The following is a 22,893-nucleotide window of genomic DNA, read 5'->3' as shown; positions in this document are numbered from 1 at the left end:
GACTTCAGGGGAGGGCACGGCGGTATGACAACCACATCCACGGCTACGGTCTTCGGCACCGAGGAGGTGCGGCGGGCCAGGTATGCCATCGCCGCGGTCTTCACCGTGCACGGGTCGGTGACCGGCAGTTTCGCCACCCGGGTCCCCTGGATTCAGGACCACGCGGGCGTGAGCGCGGGCCAGCTGGGCCTCGCACTGGCCTTCCCCGCCATCGGCGCCTCGGTCGCGATGCCGCTGGCCGGCGCGGTGAGCCACCGCTTCGGCGCGCGGACCGCGCTGCGCGGGCTGCTGGCCCTGTGGACGCTGTCGCTGATCCTGCCCGCCCTGGCGCCCAACCTGCTCACCCTGTGCGCGGCGCTGTTCGTGTACGGCGCGTCGGCGGGCGTCTCCGACGTGGCGATGAACGCGCTCGGGGTCGAGGTGGAGAACCGCCTCGACAAGTCGATCATGTCCGGGCTGCACGGCATGTGGAGCGTGGGCGCCCTGCTGGGGTCGGCGGCGGGCACGGTCGCCGCCCACGCGGGCACCGACGCCCGGCTGCACCACGTGATAGCCGCCGTGGTGCTGACCCTGCTCGGCCTGATCGCCTGCCAGTGGGTGTTCGACCTGCGCAGCGAGCCGGACGAGGAGCCGCCGCCGCGCTTCGCGCTGCCGCCCAAGTCGGCCCTGATCATCGGCGCGGTCGGCTTCTGCGCGGTGTTCGCCGAGGGGGCCAGCCTCGACTGGTCGGCGGTCTACCTCCGCGACACGCTGGACAGCTCGGCCGGTCTCGCGGCGGTGGCCACCACCGCGTTCGCGCTGACGATGGCGATCGCCCGGATCGCCGGCGACCGCGTGGTCGACCGCTTCGGCGCGGTGCGCACCGTACGGGCCGGCGGCGTCCTGGCCACGGCCGGCGGGGTCCTGGTGGTCACCGCTCCGCACGTGGCGCTCGCGATGTGCGGGTTCGGGCTGATGGGCCTCGGGATCGCCGTGGTGGTGCCGCTCGCCTTCGCGGCGGCCGGGCGCAGCGGGCCCAAGCCGGCCCAGGCCATCGCGGGCGTCGCGACGATCACGTACACCTCCGGCCTCATCGCCCCGTCGGCGATCGGTTCGCTGGCCGAGGCCACCTCGCTGGTCGTGTCGTTCGGCCTGGTGACGGCGCTGGCATTCGGTCTGGTCCTGGGGGCTGGGGTGCTGCGGGCCGGTGACCGCAAGCCGACGTCCCGGGGCGCGGCGGTACCGGACGCGGCGGCCGGGCCCCACGCCTGACCCCTCCCCCGGACGCCGCGACACCGGCGAACCGGAACGGGTGGGTCCGGCCGGGGGGCGCGGACCCGGCGGCACTACCATGGCGCTGATCTTTTCCGCGACGAGCGCCGTCTCCACGGGCTCACGCACCTACACACAGGGAGCAACCATGGGCCTCGGCGTGCGCTGGACCTTGCACGGCGACGGGAAGACACCCGCACCTGGAGCGGTGGTCCGCCCCGACGAGCGGCTCTCCTGGCCCCGCACCTTCGGGCTCGGCGCGCAGCACGTGGTCGCCATGTTCGGCGCGTCGTTCGTCGCGCCGGTCCTCATGGGGCTCGACCCGAACCTGGCGATCATGATGTCCGGCGTCGCGACGGCCGTCTTCCTGCTGGCCACGCGCGGCCAGGTGCCGAGCTACCTGGGCTGTTCGCTCTCGTTCGTCGGGGTCGCCGCGACGATCCGGGCGAGCGGCGGCGACAGCGCGGTGGTGACCGGCGCGGTCTTCGTGGTCGGTGTGGTGCTCTTCCTGACCGGTCTCGCGGTGCAGCGGTTCGGTGCGCGGATCATCCACGCGGCGATGCCGCCGGTGGTGACGGGCGCGGTGGTCATGCTCATCGGGTTCAACCTGGCACCGGTGACCGCCTCGACGTACTGGCCGCAGGACCAGTGGACGGCCCTGCTGGTGATGCTGTTCACCGGGCTGGCCGTGGTGTGCCTGCGCGGTTTCCTCTCCCGGATCGCGATCTTCCTGGGGCTCGTCTTCGGTTACGCGCTGTCCTGGCTGCTCGACCGGGTCTTCGGGAAGATCCACTCCCCCGCCGGCGGCGCCGAGTCGGTGGACCACTGGCGGCTGGACCTCTCGGGCGTCGGGAAGGCCGACTGGATCGGGCTGCCCTCGTTCCACGCGCCGAGCTTCGAATGGTCGGCGATCCTGGTCGCCCTGCCCGTCGTCATCGCCCTGATCGCGGAGAACGCCGGCCACGTGAAGGCGGTCGGCGAGATGACCGGCCGCTCGCTGGACGGCAAGCTGGGCACCGCCATCGCGGCGGACGGCGCCGCCTCGATGCTGTCGACGGCGGTGGGCGGCCCGCCGAACACCACGTACTCCGAGAACATCGGCGTGATGGCCGCGACCCGGGTGTACTCCACCGCCGCCTACTGGGCCGCCGCCTGCTTCGCCCTGCTCTTCGGTCTCTGCCCCAAGTTCGGCGCGGTCGTGGCGGCGATCCCGGGCGGGGTGCTCGGCGGTATCACGGTCATCCTGTACGGCATGATCGGCCTGCTCGGTGCGCAGATCTGGCTGAACGCCAAGGTGGACCTGCGCAATCCGCTGAACCTGGTGCCGGCGGCGGCGGGCATCATCATCGGCGTCGGCGGGGTCAGCCTGAAGATCACGGACGACTTCGAGCTGAGCGGGATCGCCCTCGGCACCATCGTCGTGATCACCGGCTATCACGTGCTGCGCGCCTTCGCCCCGGCGCACCTCAAGACGCAGGAGCCGCTGCTCGACTCGGGCACGTCCGCCTACGACGAGGAGCCCCCGGCCACGCGTTCGTGACCGGGGCGCCCGCTCAGTCCTCGGGGAGTTCGACCGGGGCCAGCTCGTCGAAGCGGTCGCCGGGGCCGGGGTTGGTCGCGTCGGTCGCGCCGCCGAAGTGGGTCATCACGCCCCACACGGCGTTCAGCGCGGTCTGCACGGCCCCCTCGGCCCAGCCGGCCGTCCAGGAGATGTCGTCACCGGCCAGGAACAGGCCCCGCTTGTCGGCGGGCAGCCGGTCCTGCATGAAGTGGGTGAACAGGCGCCGCTGGTAGCGGTAGTGGCCGGGCAGGTTGGCCTTGAACGCGCCCATGAACCACGGCTCGTTCTCCCAGGAGACGGTGACCGGGTTGCCGGTGATGTGGCTGCGGATGTCGACGTTCGGGTAGATCTCGCCGAGCGACTTCAGCATGACGTCCATCCGCTCGGTCGCCGAGAGCGGCAGCCACTTCAGGCTGTCGTCGCACCAGGTGTACGAGAGGCAGATGCTGGCCGGCCGGTCCGGCCCGTCGTCCAGCAGGTACGTGCCCCGGGTCATCCGGTCGGTCAGCGTCATCGACATCGTGTCGCGGCCGGTGGTCTCGTCCTCGTCCAGCCAGAACGGCCGGTCCACGGGGACGAACAGCTTGGACGACTCCATGTAGTGGGTGCGCTCCATCGCCGTCCAGTGGTCGATCGGGAAGAGCGCGTCGTCGCAGGCGATCTTGGAGAGCAGCAGCCAGGACTGCCCGGTGAAGACGGCCGCCCGGAAGGTGCGGATGTCGCCGGAGGCGTCGGTGACGGTGATCCGGTTGCCGGCCGTACGGTTCAGCCGGGTGACGGCCCCGCGCGGCTCGCCGCCGTGCAGCGAGGACAGCGAGGTGCCGAGCGGCCAGTGCACGATCTTCCGCGGCTCGCGCTCCCACAGCCGCAGCGGGAGCTGCTGGCTGCCCCCGACGATGGAGCGGTGGTGGTCGTCCGCCTCGGTGTACACGACGCGGAGGATCTCCAGGATGGAGTTGGGGAAGTCGGTGTCCCAGCCGCCGGTGCCGAAGCCCACCTGGCCGAAGATCTCGCGGTGCCGGAACGACTTGAAGGCGTCGGAGTCGCACAGGAAGCCGTAGAAGGTCTGGTTGTCCAGCTTCTCGACCAGCCGGGACCAGATCTCCCTGATCCGGGGCACGTCGCGCTCGCGCATCGCCCGGTTCATGTCGGAGAAGTCGGCGCCCTCCTCCAGGCAGCGGTTCCAGGCGTCCATCACATCGCGGTAGACCTGCGGGAGTTCGTCGATGGTCCTGGCGTAGTGCGACTCGCCCTTGAGGTCGACCACGGTCGAAGGGGTGGCCGGGCAGAGCGGGTTGGGGAACGGCTTCGTCTCCAGGCCCACCAGGTCGATGTAGTGCTGGAGGGCGGTCGAGGAGGGCGGGAAGCGCATCGCGCCCATCTCGGCGGTGAGCGGTTCGCCGTCCGTGGCACAGCCCTCGAACTCGACGGTGCGCAGCCGTCCCCCGATGCGGTCGGCCTCGTAGACGACCGGCTTCAGGCCCATCTTCATCAGCTCGTACGCGGTGATGACGCCGGAGAGCCCGCCGCCGATGACGGCAACCTCGGTACCGTGCTCGGTCGCCGGTATCTGGCCGAGGCCCGCCGGGTGGGCGAGGAAGTCGTCGTACGCGTACGGGAAGTCCGGCCCGAACATGGTGATCGGCGGGGCCGCTTCCTCGGTGTGCTGTACGGCGGGGGGCACGGCGGTCATGGGGTACGGGCTCCTAGCGGGACGGGTGAGGACGTGGGAGGGGGCGGGCGGGCTCAGACGAGGGAGCCGTACAGGCCGGGGCGGCGGTCGCGGAGATACGGATTGGCGGCCCGCGACTCCGCGAGCAGGCCGAGGTCGACGTCGCCGGTGACCAGCTCCTCGCCGCGCCCCGCACGGGCGCGGACCGTGCCGTCGGGACCGGCCAGGCAGCTCAGCCCGGTGAAGTCGAAGGCGCCTTCCGGACCGGTGCGGTTGACGTACGCGAGGTACAGCTGGCTCTCGAAGGCGCGGACCGGGACGAGGGATTCGGCGACGAACGAGAAGGGGTGCATCAGCGCGGTCGGGACCAGCAGGAGGTCGGTGCCGGCCAGGGCGTGCGCCCGTACGTTCTCCGGGAACTCGACGTCGTAGCAGGTCAGCAGGCCGATCCGGACGCCGTCCAGCTCGGCCTGGACCACGGGCTGCCCGCCGGGGGTGAACCAGCGCTGCTCGAACTCCCCGAAGAGGTGGGTCTTGCGGTAGTTGGCGAGCGTGGTGCCGTCGGGGCCGATGAGCTGCGCGGAGTTGTACAGGGTGTCGCCGTCTCGTTCGGGGTAGCCGTAGTGCACGGCGATCCCGTGCCGCACGGCGATCTCCGCGACGGCGCGGGCGGCGGGCCCGTCGGCGGCCTCGGCCAGCCGGGGGACGTCGTCGCCGATGGCGTACCCGGTGAGGTACAGCTCGGGGCAGACCAGGAGCCGGGCCCCGGTGCCGGCGGCGCGGCGCGCGGCGTCCGCCAGCAGCTCGACGGAGCCGGCGACCGAGCCGGGACGCCCGGAGCTCTGGAGCAGGGCGGTGCGCAACGACGGCATGGCTGACCTCGGACGATACGGGCGGGGCGGGGACGTAGAAACGGTACGTTCCGCGATTCGGCCCGGACAAGGCGCGACCGTTGCGCATCGACGGCCGATCCGTTGCGCGGATCGCGTGGAACGCGAAGATTCATTGCGCCGGCTCCGGCCGGATCCGCGCTTCGCGACCGTGGCACCCGTTCAGCCCGTCCGGCGTTCGAGGACGGGACCGACGCCGGAGGACCGGGCCCGCCCGGCGGACGGCCGCTACCCCGGATACCGCCGCAGCAGCGGCGAGAGCACCAGCACGGACTTCGTCCGCTCCACGTACGGCTCCCCCGCGATCCGCTCCAGCACCTGCTCGAAATGCCGCATGTCCGCCGCGAAGACCTGGACCAGCGCGTCCGCGTCCCCGGTGACCGTGGACGCGGACGCGACCTCGGGGTAGCGGGCGAGGCCCTGCTTGATGGACTCCGGGGAGGTGTTGCGGCTGCAGTAGATCTCGATGTACCCCTCGGTCTCCCAGCCGAGCGCGGCCGGGTCGACCCGCACGGTGAACCCGGTGATGGCCCCCTCGGCGCGCAGCCGGTCCACCCGGCGTTTCACGGCGGGCGCGGACAGGCCGATGAGGGAGCCGATGTCGGCGTAGGAGCGGCGGGCGTCCTCGGCCAGGGCGTGGACGATGCGTTCGTCGAGGTCGTTCAGTCGCACGTCGTACGGGTCACTTCTCTGCGGGGCACGGCCGGAGCCGGGCATGACTGTGCCGGGGAGCGGCAGATGCCGCCCCCCGGCAGTAGACCACGGGTCAGCTCCAGCTGGCGTGCAGCGGCTTGCCCTCCGCGTAGCCGGCGGCGCTCTGGACGCCGACGACGGCCTTCTCGGCGAACTCCGCGAGGGAGGCCGCGCCCGCGTACGTGCAGGAGGAGCGGACGCCCGCGATGATCGAGTCGACCAGGTCCTCGACACCGGGGCGTGCCGGGTCCAGGAACATCCGCGAGGTGGAGATGCCCTCCTCGAAGAGCGCCTTGCGGGCGCGGTCGTACGCGGACTCGTCGGAGGTCCGGTTCTTCACGGCGCGCGCGGACGCCATGCCGAAGGACTCCTTGTAGAAGCGCCCGTCGGCGGCCTGCTGGAGGTCGCCCGGGGACTCGTAGGTACCGGCGAACCAGGAGCCGATCATCACGTTGGACGCGCCGGCCGCGAGTGCCATGGCGACGTCGCGCGGGTGGCGGACCCCGCCGTCGGCCCAGACGTGCTTGCCGTACTTCTTCGCCTCGGCGGCGCACTCCAGCACGGCCGAGAACTGGGGGCGCCCCACACCGGTCATCATGCGGGTGGTGCACATGGCGCCGGGTCCGACGCCGACCTTGATGATGTCCGCGCCGGCCTCGATGAGGTCGCGCACGCCCTCGGCGGCGACGATGTTGCCCGCCACGATCGGCACCCGCGGGTCCAGCGCCCGGACCGCGCGCACCGCGTTGATCATGGACTCCTGGTGGCCGTGGGCGGTGTCCACGACGAGGGTGTCCACCCCGGCGTCGAGGAGCTGCTTCGCCTTGCCGGCCACGTCGCCGTTGATGCCGACGGCGGCGGCGATCCGCAGCTTGCCGGCCGCGTCGACGGCGGGGGTGTAGAGCGTGGCGCGCAGGGCGCCCTTGCGGGTGAGGATGCCGACGAGGCGGCCGTCCGCGTCGACGGCGGGGGCGAGCTTGCGGTTGGCGCCGTCCAGCTTGTTGAAGGCGTCGCGCGGGTCGATGTCCGCGTCCAGCAGGACCAGGTCCTTGGACATGACCTCGGAGAGCTGGGTGAAGCGGTCCACGCCGGACAGGTCGTGGTCGGTGACCACGCCGACGGGCCGGCGGTCGGCGTCCACGACGACTCCGGCGCCGTGCGCGCGCTTGTGCAGCAGGGACAGCGCGTCGGCGACGGTCTGGCCCGGCGACAGCTCGATGGGCGTGTCGAGCACCAGGTGGCGCGTCTTGACCCAGGAGATGACCTCGGTGACGACCTCGATCGGGATGTCCTGCGGGATGACGACGAGGCCGCCGCGGCGGGCGACGGTTTCGGCCATCCGGCGGCCCGCGATCGCGGTCATGTTGGCGACGACGAGGGGGATGGTGGTGCCGCTGCCGTCGGGCGAGGCCAGGTCGACGCCCTGGCGCGATCCGACCGCCGACCGGCCCGGGACCATGAAGACGTCGTCGTACGTGAGGTCGTACGGGACCGAGGGGGACTCTGTGTAGCGACCGGTGCCGGGCTCAAGAAAACGCATAACACCCATTTTTTCATACGAAATGGCGCAGGTCGTTTCCACGAAGACACAGCAAATGACTCCCACGCTCGTATGTTCCTACGAAGAAGCCGCTGTGGGAGTCCCGGGCAAGTGCCACCTGCCTTGCCCCGAGACCTTACCCGAACAGCTTTCAACCATTCCCGATCATCTGCCCTGGACCTGGTGACAAGGGGTCAGGTAGCTTCAAACCCGCAGGTCCCGTGGGTCACCACAACGCCCCGGAGGAACGGACGGATCATGCTCAACTTCCGTCACCCGTACGACCGGAGAGGATTACGACCCGCCCGTGGAGAACGAACTGCCGGACATCTACTGCCCGTTCCCCCAGCGGACGAACGCGCACGTCGCCCACGTACGGAAGCATCTGGACAGCTGGACCCGCAACACCGGTCTGGTGCACCGGGATTCGGCCAGGGAGCGCTTCGAGCAGGCCGACTTCGGAGCGTTCGTCGGCATGGTCTACCCGACCGCCGACAGTGAGACTCTGGACCTGGTCGCCGACTGGTTCGTCTGGCTCTTCCTCGTGGACGACCAGCTCGACGACGGCCACCTCGGCCGCAGCCCGGAGCGGGTGCGGGACGTCGTCGCCCTGATGCTGGCGGTGGTCGAGGGCACCCGCACCGGAGTGCTGGAGAACGAGGAGCTGCCCGCCGCCGTGGTGGCCCTCGTCGACCTGTGGCAACGTACGACGCCGACCGCGGCGGTGCACTGGCGGCGCAGGTTCGCCTGGCACCTGAAGAAGTACCTCACGACCGCCACCACCTGGGAAGCCGGGAACCGGGCGGCGGGCGTGGTGCCGTCGGAGGAACTGTACATAGAGAAGCGCCGTCACACTGGCGCGATCATCGTCTGCATGGACCTGATAGAGATCGTCGCGGGCATCGAGGCACCCTCCTCGATCCACAACGACCCCCGGTTCATCACCGCCCTCGAAGCGTCCTGCAACCACGTCTGCTGGGCCAACGACGTGTACTCGTACGAGAAGGAGCAGGTGCTCGGCGAGATCCACAACCTCGTCCACCTGGTCCGCCACCACCGCGGCTACGGCAAGCAGCAGGCGCTGGAGCACGTCTGCGCGGAGATCGCCGCCGAGACGGAGCGCTTCCTGACGGCGGAACGCGAGCTGCTGGAGGCGTATCCGCAGCTCGCGGGGATGCTGGAGCCGTATCTCGACGGCATGCGCAGCTGGATGCGCGGCAACCTCGACTGGTCCCGCCAGACACCCCGGTACAACCCGGCCGACGTCAGCCAGTACGAGCAGCCGGAGCAGTATCTGGAGTCCACGGTCCTGGGCGTCTGCCAGGACTGAACGCCGCAGGCACGGGAAGGGGGGCGAGCGGTCGCGGACCGCTCGCCCCCCTTCCCGTGTGCCCGTACGTCTCAGTCGCCGTCCGGGTCCGCGCGCTCCAGGGCCGGGCGGCGCGGGGCGGCCGACTCGGTCAGCAGGTAGTCGGCGGCGGCGGTGTCCGTGACCAGGCTGGTGACCAGGCCGGACCGCAGCACCGCGCCGATCGCGGCGGCCTTGCGCTGCCCGCCCGCGATCGCCACCACCTCCGGAATCCGGCGCAGCCGGTCCGCCTCGACGGTGATGCACCGCTCGCCGAGGTCCCGGCCGACCCGGCGGCCCTCCGCGTCGAAGAGGTGGGCCGACATCTCGGCGGCGACCCCCAGCGAGGCGTAGTGCCGGCGCTCCTCGTCGGAGAGCATGTCGTGCACGGTCGAGATGCCGGGCTCCCAGGAACCGATGGAGACGGCCGCGACCGTCACCTTGTCGAAGTACTCGAAGGCGCGGGCGATCCCCGTCTGGTGGCGCAGCGCGGCGGCCGTCGCCGGGTCCGGCAGCAGCATCGGCGCGTAGATCGGGTGGGCCTCCCCGCCGGAGACCTGCGCGGCGCGCCGCACCGCCTCCACCGAACCGCGCTCGGCGGTGCCCGCGTCGTACACCCCGGTGAGCTGCACGACCGTGCACGGGGGCAGCCGGTCCAGGGCGGCGGCCATGTGGATGGTGGAGCGGCCCCAGGCGAGCCCGAGCACATCGCCCTCGGTCACCAGTTCGCCGAGCAGGTCGGCCGCGACCTCGCCCAGGTTCTCCGGGTCCGCCGCGTCGTCCTGCTCCTCCGCCGGGGACTCCACGACGACCGCGTGACGCAGCCCGTAGCGGGCCCGGAGCGCGTCGGAGCGCTCGGCGTCCAGCTCCGCCGGGACCCGGATCTCGATACGTACGAGGTCGCGCTCCAGGGCGGTCTCCAGGACCCGGGCGACCTTGAAGCGGCTGACGCCGAACTCCTCGGCGATCTGGATCTTGGACTTGCCCTCGAGGTAGAAGCGGCGGGCCATGGCCGCCGCCTGCACCAGCTCCGCGGGCCCCATCCGCAGGGCGGACCGGCCCGCCGACATTGCAGACACCGCGTTCTCCTCACTGCTGTTCACGCTCTTGATACGCCGTTCATCCTGTCAGATACGGCGATCCCTGACCGGTCCCGTCGGACCCCGTTCATCTGCCCTTGGCCCGGGCGACGCTCCCTCCCGCGGGCCGCCCCGGCCTCAGTGCGCGCAGCCCCAGCCGGCCGCGCCGATGGCCCCGTCGGCCTTGGCGCGCAGCGCCCGCACCGCGGCGGCCGGGTCCCCCGCCCCGTACACCGCCGAGCCGGCGACGAAGACATCGGCGCCCGCCTCGGCGCACCTTTCGATGGTGGACTCGGAGACGCCGCCGTCGACCTGGAGCCACAGATCGAGGCCGTGCTTGGTGATCAGCTCACGGGTGCGGCGGATCTTCGGCAGCATGATGTCCAGGAACGCCTGGCCGCCGAAGCCCGGCTCCACGGTCATGATCAGCAGCATGTCGAGCTCGGGGAGCAGGTCCTCGTACGGCTCGATGGGCGTCGCCGGCTTGAGCGCCATGGAGGCGCGGGCGCCCTTGGCCCGGATCTCCCGGGCCAGCCGCACGGGGGCGGCGGCGGCCTCGGCGTGGAAGGTGACCGACCCGGCCCCCGCCTCGACGTACTGGGGCGCCCAGCGGTCCGCGTCCTCGATCATCAGATGGCAGTCCAGCGGCGTGTCCGTGGCCCTGCTGAGCGATTCCACGATCGGAACGCCGAGGGTCAGATTGGGCACGAAGTGGTTGTCCATGACGTCGACATGGAGCCAGTCGGCGCCTTCGACGGCCTTGGCCTCATCGGCGAGGCGCGCGAAGTCGGCGGAGAGAATACTCGGGTTGATCTGGGCCATGGGCCAAGCCTGCCATGTTCTGCGTCACTTCCCGGCCTCGGTGCGCCCCAAAGGCTCACGGGATCATTACGGTTCGCGCATTCCCGGCGTTTCGCCCCGCGCGGGGCCCTTGATCAGCCGGTACGGCGGAGCAGCGCGAGGTACATCGCGTCGGTGCCGTGCAGGTGCGGCCAGAGCTGGACGTCGGGCCCGTCGCCCAGCGCGGGCACGCCGGGCAGCAGCGGACGGGCGTCGATCCACTCGGCCTCGGCGGGCGCCCCGCCGCGCCCCTTGAGCACGTCCTCGACCACGACGCGGGTCTCCGCGAGGTGCGGCGAGCAGGTCGCGTACCCGACGACGCCGCCGACGCGCACGGCCTTCAGCGCCTCGCGCAGCAGTCCGCGCTGGAGCGGGGCGAAGCCTTCCAGGTCTTCCTTGCGGCGGCGCCAGCGGGCCTCGGGACGGCGGCGGAGCGCGCCGAGCCCGGAGCAGGGCACGTCCACCAGGACCCGGTCGAAGCTGCCGGGGCGCCACGGTGGGCGGGTGCCGTCGGCGGTGATCACCTGGTACGGGCCGGGGTTGCCGGCCAGCGCGCGTTCCACGAGGCGGGCGCGGTGCGGCTGCTTCTCGGCGGCCAGCAGGGCGGCGCCGCGGTCCGCCGCGAGGGCGGCGAGCAGGGCGGCCTTGCCACCGGGGCCCGCGCAGCCGTCGAGCCAGCGGGCGTCGGAGCCCTCCAGCGGGGCGGCGGCCAGGGCGGCGGCGACGAGCTGGCTGCCCTCGTCCTGCACCCCGGCCCGGCCCTCGCGCACGGCGGTCAGGGCGCCGGGCTCGCCGCCCTCGGCCATCCGCACGGCGTAGGGCGACCAGCGGCCGGGCAGCGCGTTGTCCTCGCCCAGCTCCGCGGTGAGCTCGGCGGTGGTGGAGCGGCCGGGGCGTGCGACGAGGGTGACCTCGGGCCGCTCGTTGTCGGCGTCGAGCAGGTCCTCGATCCCGGCGCGGCCACCGCCGAGGGCGTCCCAGAGCGCGGAGACGACCCAGCGCGGGTGGGAGTGGACGACCGCGAGGTGGTCCTCGGCGTCGTCCTCGTAGGCCGGGGCCACCTTCGCGACCCAGCCGTCGAGGTCGTCGGCGGACACCTTGCGCAGGACGGCGTTGACGAACTTGGCGCGCCCCTCCCCCAGCACCACCCGGGCCAGCTCGACGCTGGCGGAGACCGCCGCGTGGGTCGGGATACGGGTGCCGAGGAGCTGGTGCACGCCCATGTTCAGCACGTCCAGGACCGGCGGGTCCACCTCGCGCAGCGGCCGGTCGATGCACGCGGCGACGATCGCGTCGTACGTCCCCTGGCGGCGCAGCGTGCCGTAGACCAGCTCGGTCGCCAGGGCGGCGTCGCGGTGGTCGAAGTCGTCCTTGGCCCTGGCCTTCTTCAGCAGCGGGGGCAGGACGAGGTTGGCGTACGCGTCGCGCTCGTCCACGGCCCGCAGGACCTCGAAGGCGAGGAAGCGGACCGGGTCCTTCTTGGGGCGGCGGTGGGGCTTGGCGGGACGGCGACGCGGCTGGTCGTTCACGTGAAAGGTGCTCCGCTGAAGATCGAGAGGACGAACCCTCCCAGCCTACGTCCCCGCCCCCGGGGCCTCAGCTCCCGGCCAGCTCGCCGGGGGCGATGCGCACCCCGCGCGCCCAGTCGGCGGCGCGCATCGGCTTCTTGCCCTGCGGCTGCACCCAGAGCAGCTCGACGGCGTGCGACCCGGTGCCGACGAACACGTTGTTCTTGCCGACGGACAGCTCACCGGGCGCCAGCTCGGACCGGTCGACGGCGGGGGTGGCCTGGACGAGCTTCAGGCGCTCGCCCCGGAACAGCGTCCACGCGCCGGGGGCGGGGGTGCAGGCGCGGATGACCCGGTCGACGCGCAGGGCGGGCGCGGACCACTGGACCTGGGCGTCCTCGACGGTGATCTTCGGCGCGAGGGTGACCCCGTCGGCGGGCTGCGGAACGGCGTGCAGGGTGCCGTCCTCGATGCCGTCCATGGTGGCGGCGAGCAGCCCGGACCCGGCGAACGCCAGCCGGGTCAGCAGATCCCCGCTGGTGTCGGTCGGGCGGACCTCCTCGGTCAGCACGCCGTAGACGGGCCCGGAGTCGAGCCCCTCCTCGATGAGGAAGGTGGACGCCCCCGTCACCTCGTCGCCGGACATCACCGCGTGCTGCACCGGGGCCGCGCCTCGCCAGGCGGGCAGCAGCGAGAAGTGCAGGTTGACCCAGCCCTTCGCCGGGATGTCGAGCGCCGCCTTGGGCAGCAGCGCGCCGTAGGCGACGACCGGGCAGCAGTCCGGCGCGATCTCCCGCAGCCGCGCGAGGAAGTCCTCGTCCCGGGGCCTGGCGGGCTTCAGCACCTCGATCCCGGCCTCCTCGGCGCGCTCGGCGACCGGACTGGCCACCAGCCGCCGGCCACGCCCCGCGGGGGCGTCGGGCCGGGTGACGACCGCGGCCACCTCGTGGCGGCCGGAGGCGATCAGGGCGTCGAGTGCGGGAACGGCTACCTCGGGGGTGCCTGCGAAGACGAGCTTCATGGGTGGCTGACTGCCTCTCAGGCCGGACTCTCAGGCCGAAACGTTACGGTGACGAGCAACGCACAAGTCTATGGGGCGGCGGGCCGGGGGGCGTACGCGCGATCGCGCGCCCCTCGCAGGGGTGCATACGCCCCCTGAGCGTGACCAGATCCCCGGGTGCGGCGTTGGTCAAGAGAGATTGACCGAAGCGAGCCGCCCTGGTGCGGCCCGATCCCTTTCAACGCCGGTTCGAGAGGCTTCTTCATGGCCGACCACGCAACCCACGACGCCCAAGCGCGGGCCAGCCTGCATCTCCTGGTGCGGGACATCGAGCGGGTCCGGCGGCAGGTGGACGCACTGCGCACGCTCACCGCCCAGCTGGGCAACGTCTACCGTCCGCGCCGCACCGGCCCGTCCGCGGGCTTCGTCGTCTACGGCAGGGCCCCGGCCCCGACGGTCAGACTGGCCCAGGAACTGCGGGACAGCGTCGAGACCCTGGTCACGGCGGCCGTGGACTTCGACCGCTCGCTGGGCTTCTCCTGGGACGCGGTGGGCTCCGCGCTCGGGGTCACCAAGCAGGCCGTCCACCGCCGCTACGGATCACGGCGCACGGCCCCGCAGCCCGCGCCGCCCGAGGCCGCGGAGGTGGTCCCCCAGCGCGGCCCCACGGTCCCCGCCGCCCGGGCACCGCAGTCCCCTTCGGACCGCCCCAACCCCTTCCCGGGCCCCCGCAACGGCTGACCACCGGTGAGCGGTCCGCCCCCTCGCGCACGCGAGGGGGCGGCCCATCCGCGCACGGTCGAGCCCGCCGGCACGATCCGGGCCGTCCGGCGCTTGCGGGCAACGGGCGCTTGAGGGCAACCCCTCAGCCGATGTCCACCGGATCGACCCGCACCCGCACCCCACCCCCGCCACGCGCCACGCGCGCAAGCCGCAACGCCGCGGCCAACGCCGCCCCGCTCCCCGGCGGCACCCGCACCAGTGCCCGCTCCCAGACCTCCCCCGCCGGCGCCTCGAACGCCCGCCGGGGCCGCCCCGGCTCCGCGGCCGGCACCGGCACCGGGCCCAGCACCTCCGCGTCCGAAGGCAGCCGCGCCCCCGCGAAGAACGCGGCCAGCGCCTCCGGCGCCCCCGTCACCGACGCCATCCGGGAGACCGGCGGAAAGCCCAGCTCGGCCCGGTCCGCCAGCTCCCGCCGGGCGTGGCCGACCGGGTCCCAGCGGACCAGCGCCTGCACGGGCCGCAGCGTCGGCTCGGCGACGACGACCACCGTGCCGCCCTCGGGCCGCCCCCGGACCAGCGCGGCGGCGGACGTCCACCGGCGCAGCGCCTCCTCACCGGCGCGCAGGTCGGGCCGGCCGACCATCGCCCAGCCGTCGAGCAGGAGCGCCGCCGCGTACCCGCCCTCGGCGACCGGCTCGGCGCCCGGCGTACTGACGACCAGCGCGGGCTGGCCCGGCACCGAGTCGAGGACGTGGTCGCGCCCGGACGTCCGCACCGGCACCGCCGGGAACGCCCTCCCCAGCTCCTCCGCCGTGCGCCGGGCCCCCACGATCTGCGCGCGCAGCCGCCGCCCACCGCAGGCCACGCAGTGCCAGGACGTCTCGGCCCGCCCGCACCACGCGCAGTTCAGGTCCTGCTGGTCCGGCGCCTCCAGCGGCCCCGCGCACTGCCGGCACCGGGCGGGCTCCCGGCAGCGCTCGCAGGCGAGCCGGGGGGCGTAACCCCGGCGGGGCACCTGGACCAGCACCGGACCGGTGCGCAGCCCGTCCCGGACGGTCTGCCAGGCGAGGCTGGGCAGCCGGGCGGCCCGGGCGGCCCCGTCCCGCGCCAGCTCGCCGTCGCCCACGGTGCGGATGACGGGCGCCGCCGCCCGCACCTGGTCCCGATCGGCGCGCAGCGGCAGCGCCCACCCGCTCTCCACGAGCTGCGCCGCCTCCACGGTGCAGCTGACGGAGCCGAGCAGGAAGGCGCACCGGCCGTGCGTGGCCCGCAGCTCCAGGACCTCCCGGACGTGCGGGAAGGGGGCGCGGTCGTCGCTGTGGCTGGAGTCCCCGTCGTCCCAGACGACGACGAGCCCGAGGTCGGCGACGGGCGCGAACATCGCCGCCCTGGTCCCCACCACCGCCCGGACGGAGCCGCGCCGCACGGCGAGCCATTCCCGGTAGCGCTTCGCGGGCCCGGAGCCGGCGGTGAGCAGCGCGTGCCGCCCCTCGCCGAGGACGGCGGTGAGCGCGGCGTCGACCCGGGCGGCGGTCCGCCCGTCGGGGACGACGACGAGGGCGCCGCGCCCGGACGACAGGGTCGCGGCGACGGCCGTGGCGATCTCGGCCGGCCAGTGCGGTCCGGGCAGTGCGGTCCACACGGCCCGGGGCGCGCCCCCGCCGGCCAGCGCGGAGAGGAACGCGGGCCCCTGCGCGTACCGCTCCCAGCTCCCCGGGGCGGGGGGCGCGGGGGCGGGCAGGGGCGGGGGTGACGGCTTGGCCTCGGCCTGCGCGTTGCGCGGGGGGACGGCGAGCTGGAGGACGTCGGCGAGGCTGCCCGCGTACCGGTCGGCGACGGCACGGGCGAGGGCGAGGAGGCCGGGCCCGAGGACCGGCTCGGGCGAGACGACGGAGGCGAGCGCGGCGAGCGCCCCGTTGTAGTCGGACGCGGCCAGCCGTTCGACGAGGAAGCCGTCCACGAGGCCCCCGCCCTCGCGCCGGCCGCCGCGCACCTGGCGGCCCCCGGCCCCGAAGCGGACGCGGACGCGGACCCCGGGCTGTGCGTCGGCGTCCAGCTCCGCGGGGACGGCGTAGTCGAAGTACTGGTCGAGGTGGAGCGCGCCCTTGTTGACGAGGACGCGGGCGACGGGCAGTTCCTCGGCGAGGGCGGCACCGCGCCAGGTGCGCGGTTTCGCGCGCGGCACGTCGGCCCGGCGGACGGCTTCCCGGATCAGCGCAAGCTGTTCCGGCGCCCCGGCCACGGGCTCGTCGGACCCCTCGTTCTCGCTGCTCACAGCTCCATCCCTACCAGACGCCTCGGACAACGGCGCCGCCCGTCCGCGTCACCTCCCACCGTGAAACGCCGGAGCCCGGACACCGTGGTGGTGTCCGGGCTCCGGCGGAAGACCGCCTGGGCGCGGTGCTTTACAGACCGGCGGCGGCGCGCAGCGCGTCCACCCGGTCCGTGCGCTCCCAGGTGAAGTCGGGCAGCTCGCGGCCGAAGTGGCCGTAAGCGGCGGTCTGGGCGTAGATCGGGCGCAGCAGGTCGAGGTCGCGGATGATCGCGGCCGGGCGGAGGTCGAAGACCTCGGCGATGGCGTGCTCGATCTTCTCGGTCTCGATCGCGGCGGTGCCGAAGGTCTCCACGAAGAGGCCCACCGGCTCGGCCTTGCCGATCGCGTACGCGACCTGGACCTCGCAGCGGGCGGCGAGACCGGCCGCGACGACGTTCTTGGCGACCCAGCGCATGGCGTACGCGGCCGAGCGGTCCACCTTCGACGGGTCCTTGCCGGAGAAGGCACCGCCGCCGTGGCGGGCCATGCCCCCGTAGGTGTCGATGATGATCTTGCGGCCGGTGAGGCCGGCGTCGCCCATCGGGCCGCCGATCTCGAAGCGCCCGGTCGGGTTGACCAGGAGGCGGTAGCCCTCGGTGTCGAGCTTGATGCCGTCCTCGATGAGCTGGTTCAGCACGTGCTCGACCACGAACTCGCGGATGTCGGGCGCGAGCAGCGAGTCGAGGTCGATGTCGCTGGCGTGCTGCGAGGAGACGACGACGGTGTCGAGGCGGACGGCCTTGTCGCCGTCGTACTCGATGGTGACCTGGGTCTTGCCGTCGGGGCGCAGGTACGGGATGGTCCCGTTCTTGCGGACTTCGGACAGCCGGCGCGAGAGCCGGTGCGCGAGGTAGATCGGCAGCGGCATGAGCTCGGGGGTCTCGTCGCAGGCGTAGCCGAACATCAGGCCCTGGTCGCCGGCGCCCTGCTTGTCGAGTTCGTCCTCGTCGCCCTCGACGCGCTTCTCGTACGCCGTGTCGACGCCCTGGGCGATGTCCGGGGACTGGGCCCCGATGGACACCGAGACGCCGCAGGAGGCGCCGTCGAAGCCCTTCTTCGAGGAGTCGTAGCCGATCTCCAGGACCTTGTTGCGGACCAGCGTCGGAATGTCGGCGTACGCCTTGGTCGTGACCTCACCCGCGACGTGCACGAGACCGGTGGTGATCAGGGTCTCGACCGCGACGCGGGAGGACGGGTCCTCGCGCAGGAGCGCGTCGAGAATGGTGTCGCTGATCTGGTCGGCGATCTTGTCGGGGTGGCCCTCGGTCACGGACTCCGAGGTGAAGAGACGGCGGGACACATCGCTCCCTGGGGTTGCAGCGGCTGCTGGCTGATCATTGGCCGGACGGTCCGGGAGCTGCGCCCGGGCACGGTCCGGGGAGCAGTTTATCGGTCGGCTCCGGCCGTCGGACAACGTGTCTCGCCCTTTGGCCTTCCTGTGACGTGTTCCACCGGGCCCGGGCCCCGGAAGCCCGCTGCCACAAGGCTCCGGACCGGGTCGCGGGGGCGCTGCCGGTACCGGCGTGTCACCTGGAATTCATCCGAGGCGCGCCACGACGAGGTCCCACACCGTGTCGGCCAGGGCCTCCTTGGGACCGTACGGGACGGGGATCTCGGTGCCGTCGGCGGCGAGCACCACGGCCTCGTTCTCCTCGGAGCCGAAGGTCTTGCGCTCCCCGACCTCGTTGACCACCAGCAGGTCGCAGCCCTTGCGGCGCAGCTTCTCGCGGCCGTTGGCCAGGACGTCGTCGGTCTCGGCGGCGAATCCGACGACGACCTGCCCGGGCGTGGCGCGCTCGGCGGAGACCTCGGCGAGGATGTCCGGGTTGCGGACGAGAGCGAGGGGGGCGGGCTCCCGGCCGTCCTTCTTCTTGATCTTCCCGGTGGCGTACTCGGCGGGCCGGAAGTCGGCGACGGCGGCCGCCATGACCACGACGTCGGCGTCCCGGGCCGCCTTCAGCACGGCCTCGCGCAGCTGCGTCGCGGTGCCGGCCCGGACGACGTCGGCGCCGGACGGGTCGGGCAGCCCGGTGTTGGCCTCGACCAGGGTGACCCGGGCGCCGCGTGCGACGGCGGTGCGGGCGAGCGCGTAGCCCTGTTTGCCGGAGGAGCGGTTGCCGAGGTAGCGGACCGGGTCGAGGGGTTCCCTCGTACCGCCGGCGCTGATCACCACGTGCCGGCCGACGAGGTCGGGCGCGGCGGTGCCCCGGGCGAGGACCCGGCGGCAGACCTCGTAGATCTCGCCCGGGTCCGGGAGCCGGCCCTTGCCGGTGTCGACGCCGGTGAGGCGGCCGACGGCGGGCTCGATGACGACGGCGCCCCGGCGGCGCAGCGTCGCCACGTTCTCCTGGGTGGCGGGGTGCTCCCACATCTCCGTGTGCATGGCCGGGGCGAAGACGACCGGGCAGCGGGCCGTGAGCAGGGTGTTGGTGAGCAGGTCGTCGGCGAGGCCGTGGGCGGCCTTGGCCAGCATGTCGGCGGTGGCGGGGGCGACGACGACGAGGTCGGCGTGCTGCCCGATCCGGACGTGGGGCACCTCGTGGACGTCGTTCCACACCTCGGTGGAGACGGGGTGGCCGGAGAGCGCGGACCAGGTCGCGGCGCCGACGAAGTTCAGGGCGGACGCGGTGGGGACGACCCGTACGTCGTGGCCGGACTCGGTGAGCCGGCGCAGCAGCTCGCACGCCTTGTACGCGGCGATGCCGCCGCTGACCCCCAGAACGACCTTCGGCTTGTCCACTGCGTCTCCCCGCACTCGGTCACGCACCCTGCGTACGTGCGTCTCCCATGCTGCCTCACGGGCGCGGGCGCCGGACGGTCGGCCCGGACACCCCGGGCCCGGCGGATGATCCGCCGGGCCCGGGACGAAGGTGCGTCGTCGCTGCTTACTGGGCGGGGCCCTCGATGGCCTCGGACGTGAGCAGGCCCGCGTTGATCTCGCGGAGCGCGATGGAGAGCGGCTTCTCGTGCACGTGGGTGTCGACGAGCGGACCGACGTACTCGAGGAGGCCCTCACCAAGCTGCGAGTAGTACGCGTTGATCTGGCGCGCGCGCTTGGCGGCGTAGATCACGAGGCTGTACTTCGAGTCGGTTGCTTCGAGGAGCTCATCAATCGGCGGGTTGATGATGCCCTCGGGCGTGGTGATGGAAGAGGACACGCTCTGCCTTCCGAAGGGGATGAAGATCAAAGAATTCTTTGACAGTCAGGGGCCTTGGTGCCGGGCCCCCGCTGCCGGTGGTTCACTCGCCGGCGGCGCGGTGGCCGGAAGCCTCCAGCATCAAGGCTAGCAGCTCACGTGCCACGTCCTCGACGGAGGTGTTGACGAGGGTCGTGTCGAACTCCGCCTCGGCGGCCAGTTCGACCTTGGCGGCGCCGAGCCGGCGTTCGATCACCTCGGGCGCCTCGGTCCCCCGGCCGGTGAGCCGGCGGACCAGCTCCTCCCAGCTCGGCGGGGCGAGGAAGACCAGCTGGGCGTCGGCCATGGACTGGCGGACCAGCCGGGCGCCCTGGAGGTCGATCTCCAGGAGCACCGGCTCTCCCGCCTCCAGCCGCTCCTGCACGGCGCGGCGCGGCGTGCCGTAGCGGTTGCCGGCGAACTCGGCCCACTCCAGCAGCTCGCCGTTGGCGATCAGCTTGTCGAACTCCTCGTCGTCCACGAAGAAGTAGTGGACGCCGTTGCGTTCGCCGGGGCGGGGCTTGCGGGTCGTCGCCGACACCGAGAGCCACACCTCGGGGTGGACCTTGCGCATATGCGCGACGACCGTGCTCTTGCCGACCCCCGAGGGGCCGGAGAGCACGGTCAGCCGCGGACGTACGTCCGGGGGTACGGGGGACGTCCCCCGGGATGTTGCAGCCATGGAGCGATTATCCAGGTTCTCAGGGGTGCCTGAGAACGTCAGGCGGCGGTACCGCCGAACTCGCGCTCCAGGGATGCGATCTGGTTGGAGCCAAGACCCCGCACACGGCGGCTCTCGGAGATGCCGAGCCGCTCCATGATCTGCTTGGCACGGACCTTGCCCACACCGGGCAGGGACTCCAGCAGGGCGGAGACCTTCATCTTGCCGATGACGTCGTTCTCCTGGCCCGACTTGATGACCTCGTGGAGGGAGGCGCCGGAGTGCTTGAGTCGATTCTTGACCTCGGCCCGCTCCCGGCGAGCCGCGGCGGCCTTTTCGAGCGCGGCTGCGCGCTGTTCAGGGGTAAGGGGCGGAAGAGCCACGCCTACGTCACCTCGGATGTCGATCTGTCGGATACGGACCGGTGAGGCGGCGGGATCGCCCCTCACCTGGTGAGCCGCGAACACCCTGTGCGCGTCGGCTCTCGACGGAGACTAGCGGCCAAGGCCGCCGGAGTCAGCGAGAACAGACGAAAAGTCCTGGTCAGCCTCTGCCGACCAGGACTTTTCAGGCATAACCACCGAGTTTTTTCGTCAGGATTCCGTCAACACACGGTTACGTGGCAGGGTCAGCGGTCCGAGACGGCCGCGCGGACCTCGTCCGCGAACCGCTCGGCGGCCCCGCGCAGCCCCGCGACGTCCGGCCCGTGGCGCAGCACGCCCCGGCTGACGCTGGGCACCACGTTGCGCACCGCGGCGCCGAAGACGCCCGGCAGATCGGCCGGGGTCGCGCCCTGCGCGCCGATGCCCGGGGCCAGCAGCGGCCCGTTGATCGCGAGGTCCACGCCGGCGTCGCCGAGCGTGGCGCCGACGACCGCGCCGACCGAGCCGAGCGGGGTGGCGCCCGCGTTCTCGGCGGCCATGTGGTCGAGCATCAGCTGGGCCAGCGGACGGCCGTCGGCGGCGGTGGCGCGCTGCACCTCGGCGCCCTCCGGGTTGGAGGTCAGCGCGAGGACGAAGACACCGGCGCCGGAGACCGCCGCCGCGTCGAGCGCCGGGCGCAGCGACCCGAAGCCGAGGTACGGCGAGACCGTGACCGCGTCCGAGAACAGCGGCGAGTCCTTGTCGAGGTAGGTCGCCGCGTAGGCGCCCATGGTCGAGCCGATGTCGCCGCGCTTGGCGTCCATCAGGACCAGGGCGCCGGCCGCGCGGGCCTCCTCGACGGCCTTTTCGAGGACCGCGACGCCCCGCGAGCCGAAGCGCTCGAAGAACGCGGACTGCGGCTTGAGCACGGCGACCCGGTCGGCCAGCGCCTCGACGACGGTACGGGTGAACCGCTCCAGGCCCGCGATGTCGTCGCTCAGCCCCCAGGCGGTGAGCAGCGAGGCGTGCGGGTCGATGCCGACGCAGAGCGGGCCTCGGGTGTCCATGGCGTGGCGCAGCCGGGCGCCGAAGGGTTCCAGGGTCATTTCGCTGCCTTCCGGGATTCCGCGCCGACGGCGTCGGCGAGCGTGGCGTACGGGGAGGCGGCCAGGCGGGCGGCCAGGCCCTTGTGGATCGCGCGGGCGTAGAACGGGCCCTCGTAGATGAAGGCGCTGTAGCCCTGGACGAGGGTGGCGCCGGCCAGGATGCGCTGCCAGGCGTCCTCGGCGTTCTCGACGCCGCCGACGCCCACCAGGGTGATCCGGTCCCCCACGCGCCGGTGGAGGCGGCTCAGGACCTCCAGGGAGCGTTCCTTGAGGGGGGCGCCGGACAGGCCGCCGGTCTCCTTCACCAGGGCCGCCGGGGACTTCAGGCCCAGCCCGTCGCGCGCGATGGTGGTGTTGGTGGCGATGATGCCGTCCAGGTCCAGCTCGACGGCCAGATCGGCGACCGCGTCCACGTCCTCGTCCGCGAGGTCCGGGGCGATCTTGACGAGCAGCGGGACGCGGCGGTGGGTGACGGTGCGGTCGGCCGCCTCGCGCACGGCGGTGAGGAGCGGGCGCAGCGACTCGGTGGCCTGGAGGTTGCGCAGGCCGGGGGTGTTGGGCGAGGAGACGTTGACGACGAGGTAGTCGGCGTGGGCGGCCAGGCGCTCGGTGGACTTCACGTAGTCGGCGGCGGCGTCGGCCTCGGGGACGACCTTGGTCTTGCCGATGTTGACGCCGACGGTGGTGCGGAAGACCGGGGAGCGGGCGGCCAGGCGCTCGGCGACGGCGGCGGAGCCCTCGTTGTTGAAGCCCATGCGGTTGATCAGCGCCCGGTCCGCGACCAGGCGGAACAGCCGCTTCTTCGGGTTTCCGGGCTGCGCCTCGCCGGTGACGGTGCCGATCTCGACGTGGTCGAAGCCGAGCATGGCCATGCCGTCGATCGCGACCGCGTTCTTGTCGAAGCCCGCGGCGAGCCCGAAGGGGCCGTGCATCCGCAGCCCCAGCGCCTCGGTACGCAGCTCCTTGTACCGGGGGGCGAGGGCGGCGGCCAGGAAGGTGCGCAGCACGGGGACGCGGGCGGCCAGGCGAATCCAGCGGAAGGCGAGGTGGTGGGCCTGCTCGGGGTCCATCCGCTTGAAGACCAGCTGGAAGAAGAACTTGTACATCACGGTGTCACGGTGTCCTCATGAAGAGGGGGACACCGTTTCCGGTGTCCCCCTTGTGGGTTC

General features: G+C 72.8%; 20 protein-coding genes. 4 read left to right on the top strand and 16 right to left on the bottom strand.

The features are described 5' to 3' along the window. The first annotated feature begins 24 nt into the window (after window positions 1–24). Window positions 25–1,251 (top strand): MFS transporter, encoded by a 1,227-nt coding sequence (locus tag ACFUJY_RS10410; protein ID WP_383297291.1) that lies wholly within the window; start codon window positions 25–27, stop codon window positions 1,249–1,251. Between the two features lie 148 nt (window positions 1,252–1,399). Then, window positions 1,400–2,791, top strand: coding sequence for a uracil-xanthine permease family protein (locus ACFUJY_RS10405; protein WP_383297288.1), 1,392 nt, complete (start codon window positions 1,400–1,402; stop codon window positions 2,789–2,791). A gap of 13 nt (window positions 2,792–2,804) precedes the next feature. Here the strand turns inward: ACFUJY_RS10405 and ACFUJY_RS10400 are convergent, their stop codons facing one another. The 4 genes from ACFUJY_RS10400 to ACFUJY_RS10385 all read right to left on the bottom strand — a co-directional run bounded on the left by ACFUJY_RS10400 (window position 2,805) and on the right by ACFUJY_RS10385 (window position 7,607). Then, complete coding sequence (locus ACFUJY_RS10400) at window positions 2,805–4,505, bottom strand: flavin monoamine oxidase family protein (protein WP_383297286.1); 1,701 nt, start codon at window positions 4,503–4,505, stop codon at window positions 2,805–2,807. A 53-nt stretch (window positions 4,506–4,558) separates the two neighbouring features. Continuing rightward, entirely contained in the window at window positions 4,559–5,356 is a 798-nt protein-coding gene (locus ACFUJY_RS10395) for a carbon-nitrogen hydrolase family protein (protein ID WP_383297283.1), read from the bottom strand. Window positions 5,357–5,602: 246 nt separating this feature from the next. Then, window positions 5,603–6,046 (bottom strand): Lrp/AsnC family transcriptional regulator, encoded by a 444-nt coding sequence (locus tag ACFUJY_RS10390; protein ID WP_383297281.1) that lies wholly within the window; start codon window positions 6,044–6,046, stop codon window positions 5,603–5,605. A gap of 94 nt (window positions 6,047–6,140) precedes the next feature. Then, entirely contained in the window at window positions 6,141–7,607 is a 1,467-nt protein-coding gene (locus tag ACFUJY_RS10385; RefSeq protein WP_383297278.1) for a GuaB1 family IMP dehydrogenase-related protein, read from the bottom strand. A 307-nt stretch (window positions 7,608–7,914) separates the two neighbouring features. Between ACFUJY_RS10385 and ACFUJY_RS10380 the strand changes: the two genes are divergently transcribed. Then, window positions 7,915–8,937 (top strand): terpene cyclase, encoded by a 1,023-nt coding sequence (locus ACFUJY_RS10380; RefSeq protein ID WP_383297276.1) that lies wholly within the window; start codon window positions 7,915–7,917, stop codon window positions 8,935–8,937. Between the two features lie 71 nt (window positions 8,938–9,008). Here ACFUJY_RS10380 and ACFUJY_RS10375 read toward each other — a convergent pair whose 3' ends face one another. From ACFUJY_RS10375 to fmt, 4 genes are all read right to left on the bottom strand, one after another. Further along, on the bottom strand, window positions 9,009–10,025 hold the full coding sequence (locus ACFUJY_RS10375; protein WP_018524258.1) for a sugar-binding transcriptional regulator: 1,017 nt from the start codon (window positions 10,023–10,025) through the stop codon (window positions 9,009–9,011). Between the two features lie 147 nt (window positions 10,026–10,172). Further along, on the bottom strand, window positions 10,173–10,856 hold the full coding sequence (gene rpe / locus ACFUJY_RS10370) for a ribulose-phosphate 3-epimerase (RefSeq protein WP_383297273.1): 684 nt from the start codon (window positions 10,854–10,856) through the stop codon (window positions 10,173–10,175). Between the two features lie 113 nt (window positions 10,857–10,969). Next, window positions 10,970–12,403 carry an RsmB/NOP family class I SAM-dependent RNA methyltransferase gene (locus ACFUJY_RS10365; protein ID WP_383297271.1) on the bottom strand — a complete coding sequence of 478 codons (1,434 nt, stop codon included), beginning with the start codon at window positions 12,401–12,403 and terminating at the stop codon, window positions 10,970–10,972. A gap of 67 nt (window positions 12,404–12,470) precedes the next feature. Beyond that, window positions 12,471–13,403 carry a methionyl-tRNA formyltransferase gene (fmt, locus tag ACFUJY_RS10360; protein WP_383297268.1) on the bottom strand — a complete coding sequence of 311 codons (933 nt, stop codon included), beginning with the start codon at window positions 13,401–13,403 and terminating at the stop codon, window positions 12,471–12,473. A gap of 243 nt (window positions 13,404–13,646) precedes the next feature. Here fmt and ACFUJY_RS10355 point away from each other — a divergent pair, with 243 nt between their 5' ends. Beyond that, a complete protein-coding gene (locus ACFUJY_RS10355; protein WP_383297265.1) occupies window positions 13,647–14,123 on the top strand; it encodes a hypothetical protein in 477 nt (158 codons plus the stop codon). A 124-nt stretch (window positions 14,124–14,247) separates the two neighbouring features. Here the strand turns inward: ACFUJY_RS10355 and ACFUJY_RS10350 are convergent, their stop codons facing one another. The 8 genes from ACFUJY_RS10350 to ACFUJY_RS10315 form a co-directional block, all read right to left on the bottom strand. Continuing rightward, window positions 14,248–16,380 carry a primosomal protein N' gene (locus ACFUJY_RS10350; protein ID WP_383297262.1) on the bottom strand — a complete coding sequence of 711 codons (2,133 nt, stop codon included), beginning with the start codon at window positions 16,378–16,380 and terminating at the stop codon, window positions 14,248–14,250. A gap of 130 nt (window positions 16,381–16,510) precedes the next feature. Continuing rightward, complete coding sequence (metK, locus tag ACFUJY_RS10345; protein ID WP_383297259.1) at window positions 16,511–17,719, bottom strand: methionine adenosyltransferase; 1,209 nt, start codon at window positions 17,717–17,719, stop codon at window positions 16,511–16,513. A gap of 237 nt (window positions 17,720–17,956) precedes the next feature. After that, window positions 17,957–19,159 (bottom strand): bifunctional phosphopantothenoylcysteine decarboxylase/phosphopantothenate--cysteine ligase CoaBC, encoded by a 1,203-nt coding sequence (coaBC, locus tag ACFUJY_RS10340; RefSeq protein WP_383297257.1) that lies wholly within the window; start codon window positions 19,157–19,159, stop codon window positions 17,957–17,959. Between the two features lie 145 nt (window positions 19,160–19,304). After that, window positions 19,305–19,577 carry a DNA-directed RNA polymerase subunit omega gene (gene rpoZ, locus ACFUJY_RS10335; RefSeq protein WP_003970369.1) on the bottom strand — a complete coding sequence of 91 codons (273 nt, stop codon included), beginning with the start codon at window positions 19,575–19,577 and terminating at the stop codon, window positions 19,305–19,307. An 82-nt stretch (window positions 19,578–19,659) separates the two neighbouring features. Continuing rightward, window positions 19,660–20,277, bottom strand: a complete 618-nt coding sequence (gene gmk / locus ACFUJY_RS10330) for a guanylate kinase (RefSeq protein ID WP_026171628.1) — start codon at window positions 20,275–20,277, stop codon at window positions 19,660–19,662. 38 nt (window positions 20,278–20,315) lie between these two features. After that, complete coding sequence (locus ACFUJY_RS10325) at window positions 20,316–20,639, bottom strand: integration host factor (RefSeq protein ID WP_018103912.1); 324 nt, start codon at window positions 20,637–20,639, stop codon at window positions 20,316–20,318. Between the two features lie 245 nt (window positions 20,640–20,884). Beyond that, a complete protein-coding gene (pyrF, locus tag ACFUJY_RS10320; protein WP_383297253.1) occupies window positions 20,885–21,724 on the bottom strand; it encodes an orotidine-5'-phosphate decarboxylase in 840 nt (279 codons plus the stop codon). Next, window positions 21,721–22,830: a quinone-dependent dihydroorotate dehydrogenase gene (locus ACFUJY_RS10315; protein WP_383297477.1), complete on the bottom strand. Its 1,110-nt coding sequence runs from the start codon at window positions 22,828–22,830 to the stop codon at window positions 21,721–21,723. Before ACFUJY_RS10315 ends, pyrF begins: the two co-directional genes overlap by 4 nt. Between the last annotated feature and the right edge of the window lie 63 nt (window positions 22,831–22,893).

It is taken from the genome of Streptomyces sp. NPDC057249, assembly GCF_042669245.1.
Classification (GTDB): Bacteria; Actinomycetota; Actinomycetes; order Streptomycetales; family Streptomycetaceae; genus Streptomyces.
Note: the sequence above shows the minus strand (reverse complement) of the source record. Positions and strands in the feature narration are given on the sequence as shown.

Bases quoted from the DNA above. Each gene is read 5' to 3' on its own strand.
- ACFUJY_RS10410 (WP_383297291.1), top strand. From the start codon at position 25: ATGACAACCACATCCACGGCTACGGTCTTCGGCACCGAGGAGGTGCGG.
- ACFUJY_RS10405 (WP_383297288.1), top strand. From the start codon at position 1,400: ATGGGCCTCGGCGTGCGCTGGACCTTGCACGGCGACGGGAAGACACCC.
- ACFUJY_RS10400 (WP_383297286.1), bottom strand. From the start codon at position 4,505: ATGACCGCCGTGCCCCCCGCCGTACAGCACACCGAGGAAGCGGCCCCG.
- ACFUJY_RS10395 (WP_383297283.1), bottom strand. From the start codon at position 5,356: ATGCCGTCGTTGCGCACCGCCCTGCTCCAGAGCTCCGGGCGTCCCGGC.
- ACFUJY_RS10385 (WP_383297278.1), bottom strand. From the start codon at position 7,607: ATGCGTTTTCTTGAGCCCGGCACCGGTCGCTACACAGAGTCCCCCTCG.
- ACFUJY_RS10375 (WP_018524258.1), bottom strand. From the start codon at position 10,025: ATGTCGGCGGGCCGGTCCGCCCTGCGGATGGGGCCCGCGGAGCTGGTG.
- rpe (WP_383297273.1), bottom strand. From the start codon at position 10,856: ATGGCCCAGATCAACCCGAGTATTCTCTCCGCCGACTTCGCGCGCCTC.
- fmt (WP_383297268.1), bottom strand. From the start codon at position 13,403: ATGAAGCTCGTCTTCGCAGGCACCCCCGAGGTAGCCGTTCCCGCACTC.
- ACFUJY_RS10355 (WP_383297265.1), top strand. From the start codon at position 13,647: ATGGCCGACCACGCAACCCACGACGCCCAAGCGCGGGCCAGCCTGCAT.
- gmk (WP_026171628.1), bottom strand. From the start codon at position 20,277: ATGGCTGCAACATCCCGGGGGACGTCCCCCGTACCCCCGGACGTACGT.
- pyrF (WP_383297253.1), bottom strand. From the start codon at position 21,724: ATGACCCTGGAACCCTTCGGCGCCCGGCTGCGCCACGCCATGGACACC.
- ACFUJY_RS10315 (WP_383297477.1), bottom strand. From the start codon at position 22,830: ATGTACAAGTTCTTCTTCCAGCTGGTCTTCAAGCGGATGGACCCCGAG.